Annotated in this window: 17 protein-coding genes and 1 pseudogene; 5 read left to right on the top strand and 13 right to left on the bottom strand. The window is 56.3% G+C overall.

All coding sequences use genetic code 11. From position 1 onward, the window contains the following. Positions 1 to 36: 36 nt before the first annotated feature. From ACTID9_RS02275 to nikC, 10 genes and pseudogenes are all read right to left on the bottom strand, one after another. On the bottom strand, positions 37 to 1,410 hold the full coding sequence (locus tag ACTID9_RS02275) for a ribonuclease H-like domain-containing protein (protein ID WP_441069649.1): 1,374 nt from the start codon (positions 1,408 to 1,410) through the stop codon (positions 37 to 39). Beyond that, the gene (locus ACTID9_RS02280; RefSeq protein ID WP_441069650.1) at positions 1,400 to 3,682 is read right to left on the bottom strand and encodes a DEAD/DEAH box helicase; all 2,283 of its coding nucleotides are present in this window, start codon (positions 3,680 to 3,682) and stop codon (positions 1,400 to 1,402) included. Before ACTID9_RS02280 ends, ACTID9_RS02275 begins: the two co-directional genes overlap by 11 nt. A 353-nt stretch (positions 3,683 to 4,035) precedes the next feature. After that, positions 4,036 to 4,932 (bottom strand): DMT family transporter, encoded by an 897-nt coding sequence (locus tag ACTID9_RS02285; RefSeq protein ID WP_441069651.1) that lies wholly within the window; start codon positions 4,930 to 4,932, stop codon positions 4,036 to 4,038. 20 nt (positions 4,933 to 4,952) lie between these two features. Further along, a complete protein-coding gene (locus ACTID9_RS02290; RefSeq protein WP_441069652.1) occupies positions 4,953 to 6,266 on the bottom strand; it encodes a sodium:solute symporter family transporter in 1,314 nt (437 codons plus the stop codon). A gap of 2 nt (positions 6,267 to 6,268) precedes the next feature. Next, complete coding sequence (locus ACTID9_RS02295) at positions 6,269 to 6,967, bottom strand: response regulator transcription factor (RefSeq protein ID WP_441069653.1); 699 nt, start codon at positions 6,965 to 6,967, stop codon at positions 6,269 to 6,271. Positions 6,968 to 7,012: 45 nt separating this feature from the next. Further along, complete coding sequence (locus ACTID9_RS02300; RefSeq protein WP_441069654.1) at positions 7,013 to 7,717, bottom strand: sensor histidine kinase; 705 nt, start codon at positions 7,715 to 7,717, stop codon at positions 7,013 to 7,015. A 115-nt stretch (positions 7,718 to 7,832) separates the two neighbouring features. Further along, a pseudogene (locus ACTID9_RS02305) lies at positions 7,833 to 8,805 on the bottom strand (ABC transporter ATP-binding protein). Then, positions 8,798 to 9,832: an ABC transporter ATP-binding protein gene (locus ACTID9_RS02310; protein ID WP_441069655.1), complete on the bottom strand. Its 1,035-nt coding sequence runs from the start codon at positions 9,830 to 9,832 to the stop codon at positions 8,798 to 8,800. The pseudogene ACTID9_RS02305 and the gene ACTID9_RS02310 overlap by 8 nt, the downstream one beginning before the upstream one ends. A gap of 12 nt (positions 9,833 to 9,844) precedes the next feature. Further along, complete coding sequence (gene nikB / locus ACTID9_RS02315; RefSeq protein WP_441069656.1) at positions 9,845 to 10,765, bottom strand: nickel ABC transporter permease; 921 nt, start codon at positions 10,763 to 10,765, stop codon at positions 9,845 to 9,847. A gap of 13 nt (positions 10,766 to 10,778) precedes the next feature. After that, positions 10,779 to 11,675 (bottom strand): nickel transporter permease, encoded by an 897-nt coding sequence (nikC, locus tag ACTID9_RS02320; RefSeq protein WP_441069657.1) that lies wholly within the window; start codon positions 11,673 to 11,675, stop codon positions 10,779 to 10,781. A gap of 189 nt (positions 11,676 to 11,864) precedes the next feature. Here nikC and ACTID9_RS02325 point away from each other — a divergent pair, with 189 nt between their 5' ends. Genes ACTID9_RS02325 through ACTID9_RS02340 form a run of 4 tightly spaced genes read left to right on the top strand, consistent with a single transcriptional unit; the run spans position 11,865 to position 17,294 of the window. Further along, positions 11,865 to 13,094: an amidohydrolase gene (locus tag ACTID9_RS02325; RefSeq protein ID WP_441069658.1), complete on the top strand. Its 1,230-nt coding sequence runs from the start codon at positions 11,865 to 11,867 to the stop codon at positions 13,092 to 13,094. After that, complete coding sequence (locus ACTID9_RS02330; protein WP_441069659.1) at positions 13,091 to 14,578, top strand: amidohydrolase family protein; 1,488 nt, start codon at positions 13,091 to 13,093, stop codon at positions 14,576 to 14,578. The genes ACTID9_RS02325 and ACTID9_RS02330 overlap by 4 nt, the downstream gene beginning before the upstream one ends. Positions 14,579 to 14,593: 15 nt before the next feature. Then, the gene (locus ACTID9_RS02335) at positions 14,594 to 16,066 is read left to right on the top strand and encodes an amidohydrolase family protein (protein WP_441069660.1); all 1,473 of its coding nucleotides are present in this window, start codon (positions 14,594 to 14,596) and stop codon (positions 16,064 to 16,066) included. Between the two features lie 7 nt (positions 16,067 to 16,073). Next, positions 16,074 to 17,294 carry an amidohydrolase family protein gene (locus tag ACTID9_RS02340; RefSeq protein ID WP_441069661.1) on the top strand — a complete coding sequence of 407 codons (1,221 nt, stop codon included), beginning with the start codon at positions 16,074 to 16,076 and terminating at the stop codon, positions 17,292 to 17,294. A gap of 73 nt (positions 17,295 to 17,367) precedes the next feature. Here ACTID9_RS02340 and ACTID9_RS02345 read toward each other — a convergent pair whose 3' ends face one another. After that, positions 17,368 to 17,613, bottom strand: a complete 246-nt coding sequence (locus ACTID9_RS02345; RefSeq protein WP_441069662.1) for a hypothetical protein — start codon at positions 17,611 to 17,613, stop codon at positions 17,368 to 17,370. 354 nt (positions 17,614 to 17,967) lie between these two features. Between ACTID9_RS02345 and ACTID9_RS02350 the strand changes: the two genes are divergently transcribed. Then, a complete protein-coding gene (locus ACTID9_RS02350; protein WP_441069663.1) occupies positions 17,968 to 18,933 on the top strand; it encodes a DUF3800 domain-containing protein in 966 nt (321 codons plus the stop codon). Between the two features lie 99 nt (positions 18,934 to 19,032). Here the strand turns inward: ACTID9_RS02350 and ACTID9_RS02355 are convergent, their stop codons facing one another. After that, positions 19,033 to 19,848, bottom strand: coding sequence for an ABC transporter permease (locus tag ACTID9_RS02355; RefSeq protein ID WP_441069664.1), 816 nt, complete (start codon positions 19,846 to 19,848; stop codon positions 19,033 to 19,035). Then, positions 19,845 to 20,831: an ABC transporter ATP-binding protein gene (locus ACTID9_RS02360; protein WP_441069665.1), complete on the bottom strand. Its 987-nt coding sequence runs from the start codon at positions 20,829 to 20,831 to the stop codon at positions 19,845 to 19,847. The genes ACTID9_RS02355 and ACTID9_RS02360 overlap by 4 nt, the downstream gene beginning before the upstream one ends. Between the last annotated feature and the right edge of the window lie 2 nt (positions 20,832 to 20,833).

The following is a 20,833-nucleotide window of genomic DNA, read 5'->3' on the forward strand; positions in this document are numbered from 1 at the left end:
TTATGTGTCTCGATCGGCTGTTTTCATTTGGTGCGGCTAAGGTTCGGCGAAAAATCCCGGGGCAGCCGAATCGCCTGCCTTTTTCTCGAGCCGCTCCAGCCGCTTTCGATAGGCGGCAAGCTCTGCCCGAGGCTTGCTGCGCAGCAGGGCGGTTTTCCTTTGCCAGTGGGCAAATGCGTGTCGGGTGTAATGCAGCGCTTTTTCATAATCCTTGAACTGATGCTCGCAAAGCTTGGCGAGTTCGATATACAGCTCCTCGGCGATATGGCCCGGGCTTTTCAAACACGATTCCCATATGGCGAGCGCCCGCCCGTAATCGCGGTGCTTTTTGTACAGGAGCCCCAGTGCCAGCCGCGCTCTGCCTTGCAGCGGATGGTCGCTTTTGGCGATCTGCGCGTACCCGTGCATGGCTTCGCGGTCGCAGCCGAGCGTGTCGTACCAGCGGGCGATTTCGAACAGCTCATCCAGGGAAGGCGTCTCGCGCTTGTATTCCAGCAAAAGCTTGGAAATGTGGATATAGAGCGTGATCAGCGAGAGCACGTCCCACTCGTTGTGATGCAGGACGCCTTCGATCGGCCCGGGATCATACACGTGAAGATAGTCAAAATAGGCGATCGGCGCGAGATAGCCGGGCAAGTCGTTGGTCCGCTTGACCCCGAGCTTCTCCTGCTCGATGATCGCCAGACGGCACGACTCCAGATCGCGCCGCCACAGCCTGCGCGAGCCGTGCAGCAGGTCAAAGTGGCCGAATGCCGGCAGCGCGGGAACTTCGTCGCGCACCAGCGTATGGCGCGTCTTTACCTGCGGCCAGTCAAACGATTTGCCGTTGTACGTGACGAGATGGGTGGCACCGCGCACATCATCCAAAAAAGATTGGTACAGCGTTGCTTCCGAATGGGGGCTCGCCAAAAAATGCTGCTTCACTACGACCTCATCCTGTTCAATGCGGCTGTACCCGAGCAAAAAGATCGTGTTGCCCGTCCCGCCGTTTAAGCCCGTTGTCTCGGTATCGAAAAACAGCAGCTGTTCGGCCCCGGTAGCGGCGCCGGACAAAGGGTGGGACAGACCGGAGTCGCTCCAGGCGTCAAGCACTTCATGCAGCTGGTCAAAGCTGTAGCGACCGTGCCATTTCGCCTGCGGATAACGCACTTCGCGGACCATCACGTAATCCTCTTGGTCGCCGTAGGGCGTGGATTGCAGGGCGTCCCATTTGTCGGCAAAAGGGACGGTGATGGGAGAAGCGGCAGAGATGGACGGCGCGTCTGGCTGTTCAGACGTTTTCGACGGTTCAGCCAGCTGCTCGCCAGCATCCCCGACTCCATGCAACGCCGCGCCCCCCGCTACCGGTTTTTGTCCGGCTTCCCGTGTCAAATGCGGCTTGAGCCGGTTCAGCTTGCTTTTAAGAGACATAATGATGGCCTCCTCGCGCGGTGCGCACCAAGGAGAGGGCAAGCTCTTTCACGCCGTGCTCCATCCCGCCGATGCAGGAAGGGCAGCCGGAAGCGCACGCGCATGACGAGATCAGCCCTTCGGCTTGGCCGAGGATCGTGTCCATTTCTTTGTATACCTGTTCGGAAAGCCCGATGCCGCCAGGATAGCGGTCGTACAGGAAAATGGACGGCTGGCCGGAATGAACGGCTTTGCGCTGGGCGATGACGTGCAGGTCGGCAGGGTCGCACATGACCAAAAGCGGTGCCGTGTGTTGAAGAACGTGCGCCAGACCGATCAGGCCGCGCTCCACGTCCTCTTGTCCCAGCTCGTCGAGAAGCGTCTCGGGAAAGCTGATCCACGCCGCATTGGTATGCAGCTCTTCTTCCGGCAGGTGGATCGGGCCTGAGCCGATATTTTCGTGCGTCTCGAATTTGATTTTCTTGAAGATCGTGGCCATCGCGTGGACGGAAACCTCGCCATAGGCCAGCTGCGCAGTCCCTTGCTGGCGGGCGTTGTCTTCTTCAAGCACCTTCAGCGACACGGCGAGGTTGGCATCGGTATAGTAGTCGACCTGGACCTCGCGCACGAACGCTTTTTTCTCCTCGTAATCCAATTTTTCCACCTGGTATTGAACCCCTTGGTGCAAATAGATCGCTTCATCATGCAAAAGGGTAAGCGAACTGAACCGGTCCATTTCTCCGATGACGCGCTCGTTGCCTCGTTCGGTAATGTCGACGATCACGACGTTTTCCTGCGAGGCCGAGCGCAGGCTGATGTTGTGCGCCGGGAACGAATCGTTCATCCAAAACCATTTGCCTTTGGAATGATGCAAAATTTGCTCCTCGGTCAAAAACTCGAGAATCTCCAAAATTTCTGCCTGACCGAACCGGTCGCCTTCTTGAAACGGCAGCTCATAGGCAGCGCACTTGATGTGGTCGACCAGAATGATCAGGTTGTCGGGATTGATTCGCGCCGATTCCGGGCTGCGGTCAAAGAAATATTCGGGATGCTGGATCACATACTGATCGAGCGGGGAAGAGCTGCCGACCATGACGACAGCGGATTCGCCTTGCCGACGCCCTGCCCGTCCCGCCTGCTGCCAGGTGCTGGCGACCGAGCCGGGATAACCGGTGATGACGCACGCCTGCAGCTGTCCGATGTCGACACCAAGCTCCAGCGCATTCGTGCTCACAACGCCCATGATGTCGCCCTGGCGCAAGCCGCGCTCGATTTCCCGCCGCTGGCTGGGGAGGTAGCCGCCGCGATAGCCTTGAATGCTTTTCGGGCCGAGCTTGCGCTTGATCAGCTCCTGCAAATAGGTGAGGAGGATTTCCACGCGGACGCGGCTGCGCGCAAACAAAATCGTCTGGATGCCGTTGGTCAGAAAGGCGGAGGCGATGTCCCGCGCTTCCAGTGTGGCGCTGCGGCGAATGTTCAGCTGGCGGTTGACGATCGGCGGGTTGTAGAACAAAAAGTGCTTTTTGCCAGTCGGCGCGCCGTTGTTGTCGACCAGCTCCATCGGCTCCTCGGTCAGCTGGCTCGCCAGCTCGCGCGGATTGGCGATCGTGGCGGAGGTGCAGATGAATTGCGGCGTGCTGCCGTAGTAAGCGCAGATTCGCTTGAGACGGCGAATCACGTTGGCGACATGACTGCCAAAAACCCCGCGGTATGTATGCAGCTCATCGATCACGATGTACTGGAGATGCTCAAAAAACGATACCCATTTCGTATGGTGCGGCAAAATGGCGGAGTGCAGCATGTCGGGGTTGGTGATGACGATATTGCCCGCCTTGCGCACCATCTGTCTGATGTTGGCCGGGGTATCGCCGTCATACGTTTCCGATTTGATCGGCAGTCCCGTCTCGGTGATCAATTCGTGCAGCTCTGATTTTTGGTCCTGCGCGAGCGCCTTCGTCGGGAACAGATAGAGGGCGCGCGACTGCGTGTCTTCCGCAATGGACTGGAGCACGGGGAGATGGTAGCACATGCTTTTGCCGGAAGCGGTCGGCGTGACGGCGACCAGATGGCGTCCCTCACGCGCATGGCGGAAGGCGGTCGCTTGATGCGTATACAGCGAGGAAATGCCCCGCTTGGTCAACGTATGGCGAATCCGGTCGTCCAACTCCTCGGGAAACGGCACCGTTTTCGCTTCGCGCGGCGGAATCGTGTGCCAGTGGACGATATGGTCTTTGAAGCGCTCATCTTGCAAAAACTGTTCAAGGATGTCCGTCAGGCTCTTTTTTCCGATCATATACTCATCCCCTTCTTCTTCCTCTATTCTACGAATGGATGTTCGCGATGTAAATGGGGCGGGGAACGGATTCCAGCGATCTACCAAAAAAAGAAAAACGCCACCTGCTCGATGCGGGTTGGCGTGGGGCGTTTTCTCTTAAACGAGCGTTTGAATGTGGAGTTGCCGGGAAATGTGTGTGGCTCGTCAGCGGCGGGTGGCCAGCCGCAGCGGCCGCAAAAGGGTGCCTTTCCAGGATGATTGGGCAGAGGTTGCGCCCGAAAGATTCCCCGCTGCTCGCTTGCTCGCTGGGTAGGCCCGGCGAAAGTCGATGCTGGAGGAAACGGCATTCTCCCCGTCGGTTCTGCTGTGGGTTAACACTCCGGCTCAAGGGACTGTCTCTTCGTGGCGCCCGTTTCTTTGGATAAAGTGGTGAGGGTTACGCCTCCGATGATGAAGAGCGCGCCGAGTAATTGCTGGGAGGTTACGAGTTTATCGAGAATGAAATAGCCGAAAATCATGGCTACGAATGGCTCCAGGTTGGAGAACATGGCGGCCTTGGCTGCCCCTACTTGCTGGAGCTGGCTGTTCCAGATCAGGGTGACGATTCCGTGCATGAGCACGGCGGTGAGGATGAGCAGGCCCCATGCCCACAGCTGTCCGCTGATGTGCCAGCCGGTTGCGTTGATCGCTGTGACCGGCACCATGGCGCCGAAGCCGATCAAGGTGGAGTACAGCGTCGTCACGAGCGGCGGGATGCGCTGGGCCAGCATGCGCACCAGGATGATCGAGATCGCAAAGGTGACCATCGTCAGCGCGATCCACAAAAGTCCGACGCTAAGCTGCAAGGCGGCGCCGTTGTAGATGACAAGCATGACGCCGAACGTGGCGATGATGGAGCCGGCGATCATTTTGGGCGTGAGCCTTTCCCGCAAAAATACCGCAGCCAAAAGCGCGGTGGTGACCGGTGTCAACGCGAGAATGAGCGCCGAGGTCGTTGAATCGGCGGTGACCAGACCTTGGTAAAACGTCCAATGGTTCAGGAACACGCCGCTGATGCCGAGTGCAAACAACAGCCCCCAGTCTTTGCGGGAAACGCGACCCAACCGCCGCGTGAGCAACGCGTAGCCGAGCAAGAAAAGCGCGATAAACAGCAACCGTGCAGCTGCCAGAAAAAAGGGAGAAAACTCGCGGACGAGGATGGTGCCAAAGACGAAATTGCTCCCCCAGACGGTGACGCAAAAGATCAATAACAAATAAGAACGCAGCATAGCGTAAGGTCCCGTTCCTTTCATTCATGTGCAAAATGCTTGCCGACCGCTTTGCTGCACAAATAAAGCAGCACCAGCGTTGTCGAGGCGGCCGTACTGATCCAGATCGCTTCCAGGTTGCCCACGAAGGAGCGGCTTACGTAACCGAAGGCCATCCCGACGAGAGCGGAAAACGGGATGAAAGTGCTCACCTTCCCTTTGGCGAGAACCATGACGACGACAGGGATCAGAAGTGCCGCATAAATAATCCCGAAGAAAAAAAGCAGTTCCAGTAACGAGGGGGTGAAATAGACGGTCACCAGAAACGACAACACTCCGAGAACGATCGCGAGCAGGTAGCTCATGCGCAGCTTTTGCCGTTCGTCGGCTTGCGGCTTGAACAGCTGGTACACATTGCTCACCATCAGGCTGATCATCGAGTGAATGCCTGCGCCGAAAGCGGATGTGATCGCACTGAAGGAGCAGAGCACAAACAAGACGAGCAAAAACGGATTGTCGATCTTGCGAATCAGTCCGAACAAGAGCGAGTAAATGTCATGAAAGCCGCCGGTGAAGATGACGATCATGATCAAGGCGGAAAAGGCAAGCGGCACCGTCGCCCCGATGAGCCCGGACAAAAGGAAGGCCGGGACGATTTTTTTCTCCTCGATCATGTAGAGGCGCTGCCAGGACGCCTGGTCGACGAACACCTGGCCGAACCCGATCAACAGGCCGCAGACGATGAACAGCAGCCCCTCGTGATTGTTGGCGACGAGCAGATACGGATGATACAGACGGATGCCCGCATACACATGCTCCACGCCTTTTTCGATGAAAAAATAGACCGGGATGAGGATCGCGGCCGCAAACGTGAAGATCACCTGGATAAAAGCGAACCGGTGGATCAGCACGATGCCGCCAAACCCTGCATACAGCACACAAAGCAGAAAAAAGCAGAGAAGGCCGATCGGAATCGGAATCCCGAACAAAATATTGACCAAAACCCCGGCTGCAAGCCCCTGCATAAACATCGTTTCAAAGCTGATGACAAACAAAACCCCAATCAGCATCCAGTAGCCAGAGCGATTCAGCTTGAAGCGAAGGTAGTCCCCGATCGTCAGCCCCTCGGAAAACTCCTGCCGCACCCGTTTGCCCAGCCAGCCGAAAGCGATCAGACCGAATGCGACCATGAGCGCATAGCCGATCCCGCCAAAAATCCCATACCGCACCAATGCCTCCGGGGAGGCGAAAATCGTATTGCCGGTAATCCAGCGCGCCAAAATGGAGACGACCCCCAGGCCGATGCCGACTTTTGCTGTTCCCAGAACGTACTCACGAAATGAATGGTAGAACAACCTCATTTCTCCTTTTCACGGTATTCCTTTGGCGTGCTGCCCATCTGCTTGCGGAAGATCGTGCTGAAATAATGCTGGCTGTTGAAGCCGGTTTTCTCCGCGACTGTCGAAATGCTCCAGTCGGGGTGGGAGAGGAGCAGTTTTTTGGCCATTTGAATGCGGTACTGCATCAAGTATTCCGAGAACGATACGCCGACCTCTTCCGTGAAGCGGCGGCTCAGGTAGGTGGCATTGATGTGGACCTCTGCGGCGAGGTCGGCCAGGTTCAGCTTGTCCGCGTATTTTTCATGAATGATCGAGAGCGCATCGTGGATGACGCGGGAATACTCGGTATGCGCCGTGCTGTTGCGGTATTTGCTGAGGATCTCGACCAGCTCGCTCTCGATGACCGGCTTGGTCATGTAATCGACGACGCCGAGCCGGATCGACTGTTTGGCATAGTGAAAATTTTGATAAGCCGTGACGATGATCAGGTCGACATCGGGATTCAGCTGGCGCAGCTCGTCGCCCAGCTCCAGTCCGGATTTGCCAGGCAGGTTGATGTCCAGGAAGGCGAGGTGGATCTTCACCTTTTGGCAAATTGCCAGTGCCTGGCTTCCGTCGTACGCTTTGTACAGATTCCAGAAAGGGAACAGCGGGGAGATGAGATACTCCAGCTGGTCAAGCTCAAGCGGTTCGTCATCCACCAATAAAACGTTCATGTTGCGTACCTCTTTTCCAACGAAAATGAATGGAATGCCTTATGCTCAGGGCACTGTGGGTAAGCCGGATTCATCCGGGCTGGCCAAATAGGGCCATTCCACAAGGACCTGCGTGCCGGTTCCTTCGATCGTTTGAATGTGCAGCTTGGCCCGCTCGCCAAAGTAAAGATGGAGGCGACGCCGGATGTTATCCAGGCCGTGCCCGCTCTTCTCCATGGCAAGGTCGGTGGCGGGGTCCAGCGAGCCGTTGTCCAGCACCTTGAGGATGACCAGGTCCTGCTGGCGGTAAAAGTCAATGCAGAGCACCGCCCGGCCGATTTTGCGCTCCAGACCGTGCTTGAACGAATTTTCCACCAGCGTCTGCAGGACAAACGGCGGAATGCGCGCAAGACCGATGCTCTGATCATGGATGGTGAGGCTGATGCTCAGCCGGGAGCCGAATCGCAGCTTCTGGATCTCGATGTAATGCTCGGTATAACGAATTTCTTCCGATAGCAAGATCATCGGCTCATTCGTCTTGTATTTGAACTTGAGAAATTGCGACAGCACCTCCAGCGCCCGCACCAGCTCCTCATTGCGCTTCAGGCGGGCGAGGCTCAGGATGACATTCAGCGTATTGAACAAAAAGTGCGGCTGAATCTGTTGGTTCAATTGGTTGTACAAAGACTGCTGCAGCTCTTTCTCCAGTTCCATCTTCTTGTTCCGGTTTTCCAGAAGGTCGATCCGCTTCTCGAAAATAAACAGAAACAATAAAGCAATAGCTCCTATGATAGGAGCCAAAATAAAGAGCAGAATGAGCATCGTGAAGCCTTCGAAGCTTATCATGCGATCCATCTACCTTTGGAGTGTTGTGTTTTTACTCTGGTTACACCAGGTGGCAGGCGACCTGATGCGTATGGCTCACGCCGGTCAACTGCGGAACTTCCGTTTTGCACCGATCGACGGCAAACGGGCAGCGCGTATGGAAACGGCACCCTTGCGGCGGATTGATCGGGGATGGCACATCGCCGGACAGCATCACGCGCTCGCGCTTTTCCTTGCGGTTCGGCACCGGGATGGCGGAGAGCAGCGCTTTGGTGTAAGGATGCTGCGGATTTTCAAACAGCGATTTCTTGTCGGCGATCTCCACCACTTTTCCCAAGTACATGACCATCACGCGGTCGGAAATATGACGGACGACGCCGAGGTCGTGCGAAATGAACAGATACGTTAGTTTATACTGCCGCTGCAATTCTTTCAATAGATTCAAAACTTGCGCCTGGATCGAGACGTCCAGCGCGGAAACGGCCTCATCGCAGATGATCAGCTTGGGCTCGACCGCAAGCGCGCGGGCAATGCCGATCCGCTGGCGCTGGCCGCCGGAAAATTCATGCGGATAACGGTCGATATGGTCGGGGCGCAACCCGACGTGGGCAAGCAGTTCGGTGATGCGGTCATGGCGCTTTTCCGCCGGGACGACATTCTGGATCGTCAGCGCTTCGCCGAGAATCTGCCCAACGGTTTGGCGCGGGTTGAGCGAGGCGAACGGGTCCTGGAAAATCACCTGCATGTCTTTGCGCAGCTTGCGCATATCCGTTTTATTGAACGACAGAATGTTTTTTTTGATCGTATAAAATTTCGCCGCCGCTCGGTTCGTCGAGCCGCAGGATTGCGCGTCCGGTCGTCGATTTGCCGCAACCGGATTCGCCGACGATGCTGAGCGTCTCGCCTTCATAGATGGAGAAGCTGATATCGTCCACGGCTTTGACATGATTGACCGTGCGGCCCAAAAGTCCGCCTTTGATCGGAAAGTATTGCTTCAGCTGTTTGACCTCGACCAGCGCTTTTTGCTTAGACATAGGTGGCACCCCCGCTTTTCACGTTTGCTTCCGGCTGTTTGTCCCATTCTGCCGTGTAGATCCAGCAGCGAATCTGGCTGTCGTCATTGACATGCACCAGTTCGGGCAGCGTCGTTTGGCAGATGGAGCGGGCATGCGGGCAGCGCGGCGCGAAGCGGCAGCCCTGCGGCATGTTGTACGGGCTCGGCACGCTGCCTTTGATCGCAACCAGCTCATCCTGGTCTTCATCGAGGCGCGGCAAGGAATTCAGCAAGCCGACCGTGTACGGGTGTTTCGGGTTGTCGAACAGCTCCTCGGCGGTTGTGTACTCCACGACTTTGCCGGCGTACATGACGGCGACGCGGTCGCATGTTTCCGAGACGACGCCGAGGTCATGCGTGATCATGATGACGCCCATGCCAAGCTCTTTTTGCAGCTTTTTCATCAGTTCCAAAATTTGCGCCTGGATGGTCACGTCGAGCGCGGTGGTCGGTTCGTCGGCAATCAGGATTTCCGGCGTGCACGCCATCGCCATCGCGATCATGACGCGTTGGCGCATCCCGCCGCTCAGCTCATGCGGCTCCTGCCTGGCCCGTTTTTCCGGGGAAGGGATGCCGACCAGCCGCAGCATGTCGACAGCTTTTTCCCATGCTTCTTTCTTACCCAGCTTTTGGTGCAGGCGAAACACTTCGGCGATTTGCTCACCGACCGAGTAGACCGGATTGAGCGAGGTCATCGGCTCCTGGAAAATCATCGAAATCTGGTTGCCGCGAATGGCGCGCATTTCCTCTTCCGATTTTTTCACTAAATCGGTTCCTTTAAACAAAATTTCGCCCCCGACGATTTTTCCGGGCGGGCTTGCGATCAGACGCAAGATCGAGAGCGAGGTGATGCTCTTGCCGCAGCCGGATTCCCCGACCAGGCCGAGCGTCTCGCCTTTGTGCAGCGTAAAGCTGATGCCGTCAACCGCGCGGCTCACACCTTCATCGGTAAAGAAGTGGGTCTGCAGGTTGCGGACGTCCAAGATTTTTTCTGCTGTTTTCGCCATGGTGACCCCTCCTTAGTCCAGTTCAATCCGTTTGTTGAAGTATCGGTACAGCACATCGACAGCCAGGTTTACGAATACGAAAATAACCGAGGCGACCAGCACGCCGCCTTGGACGACAGGCAGATCGCGCATGCGGATCGCGTCGACGATCAGACGGCCGAGGCCATTGATCGCAAAAACGGATTCCACCAGAACGGCGCCGCCCAGCAAAATCCCGAACTGCAGACCGACGACGGTGATGACCGGGATGAGCGCGTTTTTCAGCGCATGCTTGTAGACGATCACGCGCTGCTTCAAGCCTTTGGCCTTGGCGGTGCGGATGTAGTCCTGACGGATCACGTCGAGCATGCTGGAGCGTGTCATCCGCGCGACGATTGCGGCCCCGGATGCGCCCAAGGTGATCGCCGGCAGCACCAGATGCTTCCATGTACCCCACCCTGCGACAGGGAAGAGGTGCAGCTTCACCGAGAAGTAGTAAATCATCGTCAAGCCGAGCCAGAAGCTTGGCAGCGAGACGCCGAGCAGGGCGATGATCATGATCGTGATGTCAGCGAACGAATATTGTCTGGTTGCAGAGATGATTCCGGCCAGCATGCCCAGCACGATCGTGATGAAAATACTCGCGAGCGCGAGTTCGATGGTGATCGGCAGGCGGGTCATGATCTCATCTAGCACCGGCAGATTGGAGCGCAGGGACGTACCCAGGTCGCCTTGTACGACGTTGCCGACATAGTGGACATACTGCAGCATCACCGGCTGGTCGAGACCGAGCTGATGACGGATTTTTGCGACGTTTTCAACCGAAGCGCCTTCCCCTGCCAATAGCAGTGCCGGATCGCCCGGCACCATCTGCATGATCAGGAACACGACCAGGATGACGCCCAAAAGGACCGGGATCATCTGGAGCAGCCGGCGAATGATGTATACGAACATGTTGCTTTCCCCCCTATTGTTTCATCCTTGGATCGAGCGCGTCCCGCAGACCGTCTCCGAATACGTTGAAGCCGAGCACCAGCGTGGAGATCGCGATTCCCGGGAACATCGCCAGATACGGTGCGGTGAACAGAAAATCGCGTCCATTGGAAAGCATGGCGCCCCATTCCGGCAGCGGCGGCTGTGCGCCCAGTCCAAGGAAGGACAAACCGGCGGCGGACAGGATCGCGGTCGCCAAGCGGAGCGATGCCTGTACGATGATCGGAGAAAGAATATTTGGGAAAATATGAACGAAGATGATGCGCAAGTCGCTGGCGCCGAGCGAACGGATCGCGTCGATATACTCCAGCTTTTTCACCGCCAACGTTGAGCCCCGGACGATTCGGGCGAACATCGGGATCGAAAACACGCCGACCGCAATCATGACATTGATCAGACTCGGCCCCAAAGCGCTAACAATCGCGAGCGCGAGCAAAATGCCGGGGAAGGCGAGCAAGACATCGATGATACGCATGATGACGGTATCGACCCATTTGCCGTAGTAACCGGACAAGAGGCCGAGAATGACGCCGAAAAAAGCGCCGATGAACACCGCGACGAACCCGACCGAGAGCGAGAGGCGCGTGCCGAAAATGATCCGGCTGAGCACATCCCGGCCTTTGTCGTCCGTTCCCATCCAATGCTCGGCGGACGGCAGCTTCAATTTGTTGGGCAAGTCGATCTGGTACGGATCATGCGGAGCGAGAAGCGGCGCGAGCAGGGCAACGAGAATGTAAAAGATGATGACATAGCCGCCCGCCATCGCCAGCTTGTTTTTCTTTAATTTGTTGTAAAACACTTTCCATTTACCCGGCCTGGCCGGGGCTTTTTGTGTGACCGCTTGTTTCGGTTGAGCATACTCAACGTTCATGGTGCGAACCCCCCTTTGTAGATAAAAAGTTATCAGAAAACTTCGCAAAGTAAATAAGGTTCGGACAACTTGTAAAGATACTGAAAATAGAGGTAAAGATGTTGCAAATAAAAAACTGAATATTCCCTATAATGTAGACTGAACACCTGGGTCACACCGATTGGAAAACGAGGAAAGGGTGAGCAAATCGTGAGTGCTGCTGCTTATTGGTTAACCAATGTTCGACTGGAAAGCGGGTACCGTTATGAAAACGGGGCGATTGCCGGTACCGAGACGGAAGCTTGTCATATTCGGATTGAGGGGGGCGCCATCGCCGAGATTGTGCCGGCCGATCGCCCGCTGGATACGAACCTTGCGACACAAGATGCGGGAGGTTATTTGCTCCTGCCGTCTTTCATCGAAAAACACGTTCATTTGGATAAAACGATTTTGGGCGAGCCATGGCGCGCCGTCATTCCGGCTAAAAATGTCGTGGGCCGCTGCGAGATTGAAAAGCGTGTGCTGCCGTCTTTGCCGACGACGACACAGGAGCGGGCCGAGACGATGCTGGGCATTTTGCTTGGAAACGGTTCGACGCATGTCCGCACGCATGTCGACATCTATCCCGAGGCGGGCCTGTCCAATCTGGAATCGGTGCAGCGCGCGCTTGAAAGCTATTCCGGCATGCTGTCACACGAGATCGTCGCCTTTCCACAGCATGGCCTCTTGCGCACGCAGTCCAAGGAGCTGGTTCGCGAAGCGCTGCGCCAGGGAGCAGGGCTAGTCGGCGGCGTCGATCCGGCGACTGTAGACAACGACATCGAAGGATCGCTTGCACAGATGATGGAGCTGGCGGTGGAAGCCAATGCGGGCGTCGATCTGCATCTGCACGATTCCGATTACTTGGGTGCGTTCACGATGAGAAGGCTCGCGGCAATGACGGTGGATGCTGGCTGGCAGGGCCGCGTGGCGATCAGCCATGCGTTCGGGCTTGGCGAAATTCCGGTCGGAGAGGCAGCCGATCTGGCCGCACAGCTGGCAGAAGCGGGCATCACGATCATCACGAGCGCGCCGCACAGTGCCCAGCTGCCGCCGGTGCCGCTGCTGCATGAAAAAGGCGTGAGCGTCGCGGCAGGCTGCGACAATATTTATGATACATGGCAGCCGTTTGGCAACGGCGATGTGCTGGAGAGGGCGGGGCGCTTGTCCGAGCGATTCCGCTGGATCGATGAGCGCTCGCTGGGACAGGCTATCGGCTTTATTACCGGAGGAAAAACAACGCTCGATTCGGAAGGCAACCGGGCTTGGCCGAAAGTGGGCGACACCGCGAGCATGGTGCTTGTCGATGCGAGCTGCGCGGCGGAAGCGGTGGCCCGTCGAGCCGAACGTAAAGCGGTCTTTTTTGAAGGTCAGATGGTTGCGGGCGGGCACGACCGATGATCGATTTGCTGCTGGTACACGGCGTCATCATCACGATGGATGCCCAGCGCCGGATTTTGGAAGACGGCGCAGTCGCGATTCACAACGGACGGATTTTGGCTGTGGATGACACGGCGGCGCTTATCGGCAAGTATGAGGCGAAAAAGGTGATCGACTGCAAGCATCATTGCGTGCTGCCCGGATTCATCGATGCGCACGGTCATGGCGGGCATTCGATGTTCAAGACGATCGCGATGGAAAACCTCAGCTTCTGGATGCCGATCATGACCCACACCTACAAGCACAATGTGACCGATGAGTTCTGGTATTACGAGGGCAAGCTCAATGCGCTGGAGCGCCTGCGCGCCGGTGTGACGACAGGCGTGTGCGTGCTTGGCTCGATGCCGCGTTCGGACGATCCGGTTTTTGCCTTGAACCATGCGAAAGCATATGCGGAGGTCGGCGTGCGCGAAATCGTCTGCACAGGCCCGTGCAACCCGCCGTGGCCGCATCCGTTCAGCAGATGGGTGGACGGAAAGAAAATCACGCGGGACGTCACGTATGACGAGGTGCTGCACGGGGCGGAGGCAGTCATCGAGGCGCTGAATCACGCCCACGAAGACCGGATTCGCGCCTTCATCACGCCGTTCGTGATCGTCACCTCGGTGAATCCGTCGGGAGCGACGCCGGCCGATCAGCTGTACGGATTGACCGCTCATGACCGTTACCAGGCGAAGCGAATCCGCGAGATCGCCCGCAAATACAAGACACGGATTCACTCCGACGCGTTTGGCGGGATGATCCATTTGGCAATGCAGGACAAGGAAAACGCGCTGCTGGGCCCGGATGTCCATCTGCAGCACTGCCGTGGCATTTCGTTTGACGAAGCGCGGATTTTGGCCGAGACCGGAACGAATGTCAGCTCGGCCCCGGGCGTCAGCCAGATGTTCGAGCGCACGCCGATCACCGAGCTGATCGAACTGGGCGCGACCGTTGCGATCACCACGGACGGTACGTCGCCATCCGCGACGTTTGACATGTTCCAGGCGATGCGCAAGACGCAGATGATCCATCAGGCAGCGCTGCGGGACACGTACTATTTGCCGCCGGGCAAGCTCTTGGAGATGGTCACGATCGATGCGGCGCGCTGCGTCGGCTGGGATGACGAACTGGGATCGCTTGAGGTCGGCAAAAAAGCGGACGTGATCACGGTCGACATGAACCAGCCGCACTTGGCTCCGGCTTTCATGTATGTACACCGGCTCGTCTACCAGGCGGTGGCGAGCGATGTTGACAACGTCATCGTCGATGGCCGGCTCGTGCTGGAAAACAGGCAGGTGTTGCACGTCGACGAAAAGATGGCTTTGGCCGAGGCGAATGAGGAGGCGCTGCGTACGCTTGAGCGCGCCGATTTGAAAAAATATATGCAGCCGACAAAATATTTCTGGGGACACGCCCGCAATTACGTGGACGAAAAGCGCTTTGACCCAGAAACGCTGCGGTAGAGGAGCGTGACACGGATGAAAAGTAAGCTGACCGGACGCTATGTCGTCGGATACGATGGCGTGGATCATGTGATTGTGGAGCACGGCGAGGTCGTGTATGAAACACAGAGCGGGACCATTCTGTTCGTCGGTCACGACTATCCCGATCAGGTCGATGAAGTCATTGACGCCGGGAATGCGGTCATCAGCCCGGGTTTCATCGATTTGAACGCGCTCGGCGACATTGACCATGACATCGTACATGTGGAAGCGGGCAGCCGCCAGAAAAACCTGCTTTGGTCGGAAGCGTATTATCAAAACGGCTATCGTGAGGTCATGACGCCGGAGGAAGAAGCGTTCAAATCGCAGTTTGCCTATACGCAGCTGATCTTGAACGGTGTGACGACTGCGATGCCGATCACCTCGGTTTTTTACAAGCGGTGGGCGGAAACGTACGAGGAGCTGGAGGCTGCCGTGCATCATGCCGGCAAGCTCGGCTTGCGCATGTACATGGGGCCGAGCTACCAGTCCGGCATGCGCGTGGTCAAACCGAACGGCGAGATCGAGGTGCTGTGGAATGAGGAAGAGGGGCGTGCGGGGCTGCGCCGCGCCGTGGAATTCGTGAAAAAGTTCGACGGCGCATACGACGGCCTGATTCGCGGGATGCTGGCGCCCGAGCGAATCGAAACGCAGACGCCGGAAAACTTGCTCGAAACCAAGCGCTTCGCCGATGAGCTGGGCTGCCCGATCCGCCTGCATGCGGCACAGGGCGATTATGAATATCACGAAATTCATCGACGCCACAACAAGACGCCGATCCGCTTTCTCTATGACCTTGGTTTTCTCGGCGAAAGGACCGCGATTCCGCACGCCGACTATGTCGCAGGCTTCAGCAAGGTCGCGATTGGCGAAGGCTGTGACCTCGCGCTGCTCGCCGAAACGAAGACGACCGTCATCCATTGCCCGCTTGTTATCGGGCGACACGGACAGGCGCTGGAGTCGTTTGCCCGCTACAAGCGGCGCGGCATCAACATGGCGCTCGGCACCGATACCTTCCCGCCGGACATTTTCCAAAATGTCCGCACCGCGAGCATGGTGTCGCGGATGGTGGAAGGAGAGCTGGCGGACTCGACTTATGCCGATCTGTATCGGGCAGCGACGCTGGGCGGAGCCCGCTTCCTCGGACGCGACGACCTGGGACGGCTGGCGCCGGGGGCGAAAGCCGACATCATCGCGATCGACCTGGACGGCTTTCATATGGGCGCGGTCGACGATCCGATCCGCACGATGTTCATGTCCGGCTCCGGCCGCGATGTAAAGCTGTCGATCATCAACGGGCGGACCGTGATGAAAGATCGACTGATCCCCGGCGTCGATCTGGCCGACATCAAGCGCAAAGGCCAAGCCTATTTCGAGAAAATGCGCGCGGGCTATCTGGAGAGGGATTATCAACAGCTGCCAGCGGATGAATTGTTTGCACCATCATTTCGAACGGTGAAGAAAGGGTGAGCGATAGATGGCATCTGCCTACTGGTTAACAAATGTACGCTTGGAAAGCGGCTTCCGCTATGAAGAGGAGAGAATCGCAGGCACGACGACAGAGCTTTGCCACCTGAAGATCGAGGACGGCAAAATCGCGCAGATCGTCTCCGCCGATACAGCACTGACGGACGGCCTGCCGCAGCAGGATGCGAAGGAACTCTTGCTTTTGCCAGCGTTCGCCGACATGCATATCCATATCGACAAAACGTATTACAGCGGACCGTGGAAGGCGTGCACGCCGCCGGTCAGCATTTTCACCCGGATCAAGGAAGAGCAGGAGCTTTTGCCCAAGCTGCTTCCAACCGCGCGCCAACGCGCCGAAAACATGCTCGGTCTGCTGCTGTCGCACGGTTCGACACAAGTGCGTACCCATTGCAACGTCGATCAGGTCATCGGGCTGAAAAATCTGGAGGCGACGCTGCAGGCGACAGAGACATACGCAGCGAAGCAGTCGCACGAAATCGTCGCTTTTCCGCAGCACGGGCTCTTGCGCAGCGATTCGGTTGCGCTCGTCCGTGAGGCGATGCGCATGGGCGCGACGCATGTGGGCGGTGTAGACCCGGCTACGGTCGACCTCAACATCGAAAAATCGCTCGCCACGATCATGGAGCTGGCGGTCGAGGCAAACGCTGGTGTCGACATCCATATCCATGATCCGGGCCATTTGGGCACCTTCACGTTCCGCAGACTGGCGGCGATGACCGAGGAAGCAGGCTGGCAAAACCGCGTCACGATCAGCCACTGCATCGGCTTGGCCGACGTGTCACCGCAAGAGCAGGCAGAGCTTGCCGAGCTGTTCACATCGGTGGGCATCTCCATCACCTCGACCGTGCCGATCAACCGCGCGACGATTCCTTTCCCGATCTTGAAAGAAAAAGGCGTTTCGGTTTCATTGGGCGATGACAGCATCACCGACCACTGGTCGCCCTTTGGACGCGGCGACAGTCTGGAGCGCGCAGGCCGCTTGGCCGAACGCTTCCGCTGGAGCAACGAGCGCGCGCTGGCCGAAACGCTGGGCTTCATCACCAATGGCGTCACGCCGCTCAATAGCGAGGGCCAGCGCGTCTGGCCGGCTGTCGGCGACACGATGAGCGGGGTGCTGGTGCATGCGAGCTGCTCGGCAGAAGCGGTCGCCCGCCGCGTGCAGCGCCAGGCGGTGCTGTTCCACGGAAAGGTCGTGTCCGGTTCTGTGTAAAAGGAAAACAGGTTGTCGAGGCAATGCGAACTCGGCAACCTGTTTTTTTATCACCTGCGTCCAATCGATCGGCTTATGATCCATGATGAATGATGCGATTTGCACGATGCACGTCTTCCGCTTTCACCAAGATGTGGTATGTTGTGCCGAACGCGTCCCCGCTGCCTTCCCCGCCGCCCGTGCAGACAGCTTCTGTCTTAGCCGCCACATTCGCTTCGCTGAGCCGTCCCTTGCATTTCATGTACGTCTCCACATGTTGCGTCGAAAACACGACAACCCATTTCGTTCGGGCAAACAGCTTGTGCAAAAAATGCCACATTGTCCGGATCACTCCTTTTCGTATGCTGGTAATCACGATCCTGGTGACGATCCTGCTGCTCGGCACGACTATGGCTGCATTTGGTACAATGCAACACAACCACACGGAAGTGATGCTCACTACCGCAAAGTTAATGGAAAAATCCATGAAAATAAAAAAAGCCCAGCCCTGCAAGATGGTAGCGGGGAAAGGCTTTTCTTATGAGTGCAACCAGCCCTGCAAGATGGTAGCGGAGAAAGTTGACACTCATCCGATATTTTTTCTTGAAATCAAGTATAATATACGCAAAAGTCAACCGTCAAGTGTAATTAGGTGCACTTGATATAGATAAACAGGTAAAACGGGGGAACGAGAATGGGTTATGCAATTTATTTTGATGAATCGAATAAGCTGGATCAACCGAATGGCGGATATTCTTATTATGGAGCACTGGGGACCGACGAAGATACCATGGGTAACATTATTCAGCAAATTGAGCAGATAAACAATCAGATGAGTACACACAGCGAAATGCATTTTGCAGAGTATACAAGTGATCGGCATTTCGGGAAGTATTTTAAATCAATGAACAGCGTTGTTAAACACGATATACACATGAACATTTTCGTTGTTAATAATGAGGATGCCATACATATTGGGAGTCAAATGCCTGTGACAATTCCGGAACTACGTGAGCTATTTTACGTAAAAATCCCTGAACGACTCTTTTACGGGATGACACGAAATTTAAGTAATGGTGAAAAAATCAAAATTGTTGTAGATGAGAATGAAGAATACGATAGCCTGGATGTATACAATAAGTTGGAGAAGCAAATGAATGCACACTCCGCATATCGGAACAAAGGGTATAAGGTCCACTCTGTAACCTCGAAAACATCACATGATTCCATTCCGTTACAGATCATCGATGTTTTTATGGGGATGGCCGTCTTTTTAATGGAAAAACACTATAAAAACGTGGGCTATAAAGAGGCAGATGTCACTCTTAAAGTAAAAAGTGATTTGATCTACCGCTTTCTTATTCAGGACGATAATATCAGCAGAATTCAGAAAAAGGTTAATCTTTATAGGTGGGAAGGAAAGGAAGAGCAAATTACAAAGGTTAGTTTTAGTGAATATATATCAGAATTTATGGCAGATAAAACACAATTTGATATTAAAGAAATGATTCGTCTTGAGAAATTCAGGTTGAATAAACCAGGCCTATCTACAAAAGATTATAGATTGGCGATGGGGTATACGAATGGACAGTTGAAAATGATCCAAGGTTACATTGACGAATTGAATGGTAAAGGGCGCAATAGTCATTTTGCAAATTGAACCTAATCTGGTGGTGGAAGCGACAGAGGATCGTGCATCTGGAGATAAAAGGTGAGACGTACGGTGTCCCAAAAGGGGCAGCCGCCGTCTCGCCTTTTTTCAATACAACACCATACTCCCCGTCCGCTTCATCCTCCGCTCCGCCAGCCGCAGCATACCGGCGGTCACCCCGACAAGCCCCAGCAGCACCCCGGCGAGCACAGTCAAATCCGGCAGTATGTCCTGCATCCCCGCACCGTCCAGCAGCAGCTTGCGGATGATCGCGAGCGCATAGGTCAGTGGAAAGCAAAGCGAAATCAGCTTTGCCCAAAACGGAAAAGCGAGCGGCGGGATGCGCACCCCGGCAAAAATCAGCATCGGTTCATCCAGGATCGTGTACAAAAAGCTGGAATCGCGTGAAAACAGGAACAGCACGGTCAGCAATCCGCCCCAAACGACGGCGGAGACGACCAGGATCAGAAAGGCGAGCGGAATGCTCCACCAGCCGCTGATGTGAAGGCCGCCCACCAGCACGATCGCAATCAGCACGAACGAGAGGAACAGCCAGACCCCCTCTGCCAGCGAGGAGATCGTGCGGCCGAAAACAAAGGCCAACCGGTTCACCGGCGCGATGAAGATCATTTCCATCGTGCCAGCCTGCCGCTCAAAACTCATCCGCCACGCGGACTGCACCAGGCACCAGAAAAAAATATAGCCGAGATAGCCGGTCAGCAAGTACAGCACCAGCTGGTCGGGATCGACGAAGCGAGCCAGCGGCGAATCAGCCCCACGTGCGAACGGAAAAAACGAATAGTACGAGGTAACGAACATGACGATCGGCCACAAGAGCAGGCTGAAGTAGATCAGATTGCTGTGAAACGAGTTGCGGTGCTCCTTTTTGATTTCCGCCCAGACGAGCGCAAGCCATTCTCTCATGCACTCCGCACCTCCGCCAGATGGAGGATGACGTCCTCCAAGGAAGCCTGCTGTGTAGTCAACCGCAGCACAGGGGAGCGATGGGTGGCCAGGCTGGAGAGAACGACTGGCGTCAGGTCGGTATCCGCGCGCACGATGATCTCGGTGCCGCCATCCGCTCCGGCATGCAGTTGGCAGCTTCCCTTGTACTGACTGATCACCCGTTCCAGTTCGTCTGCCAAAAGCGGTGGCAGCATCGGCACGGTCACGCGGAGCGTCACTTCCTTGAACAGCGATTTGGTGAGTCGTTCCGGCGTATCCCGGGCGATCAGCTTGCCTTTGTCGATGATCAGCACTTCATCGCACAGCTCTTCGATTTCGTGCATGTAGTGGCTGGTCAGCAAAATGGCTTTTCCGTGCTGGGTCGCAAGCTCTTTGACATGTTGGCGGAGATGGCGCGCAATCGGCGCATCGAGGCCGAGTGTCGGCTCGTCGAGGAACAGATAGGCGGGGTCGTTGATCAGCCCGCGGGCGATTTGCAGGCGCTGCTTCATGCCTTTGGAATACTGCTCCACCGGTTTATCCGCAGCGTCGGCGAGCCCGACCTGCGCGAGCAGATCATCGATGCGATTTTTCAAGCGTATCCCCGAAAGGCCGTAGAGGCTGCCAAAGTACGCCAGATTCTCCCGTGCGGTCAACCGCCAATACAGCATGCGTTCGCCGCCTGCGATCATGTTGACGAGCCGCTTGACTTGGCGGTCGTCTTTGACGGCATCCAGCCCGTTGATCGTGATCGAGCCGCTGGTCGGTTCCAGGAGCGTCGTGCACATTTTGATCGTCGTGGTTTTGCCGGCGCCATTGATGCCGAGCAGCCCGACAATTTTGCCCGGTTCCAGTTGGAAGGACAGGTCGGATACGGCGGTATGCTCCATCCATTCGTTTCGCAGCCAGTTTTTCCGCTTCTTTACTCGATACGTTTTCGATACATGGTCGACAATCAGCATCT

The organism is Brevibacillus fluminis, from assembly GCF_052072235.1.
Taxonomy (GTDB): Bacteria; Bacillota; Bacilli; order Brevibacillales; family Brevibacillaceae; genus Brevibacillus_D; species Brevibacillus_D fluminis_A.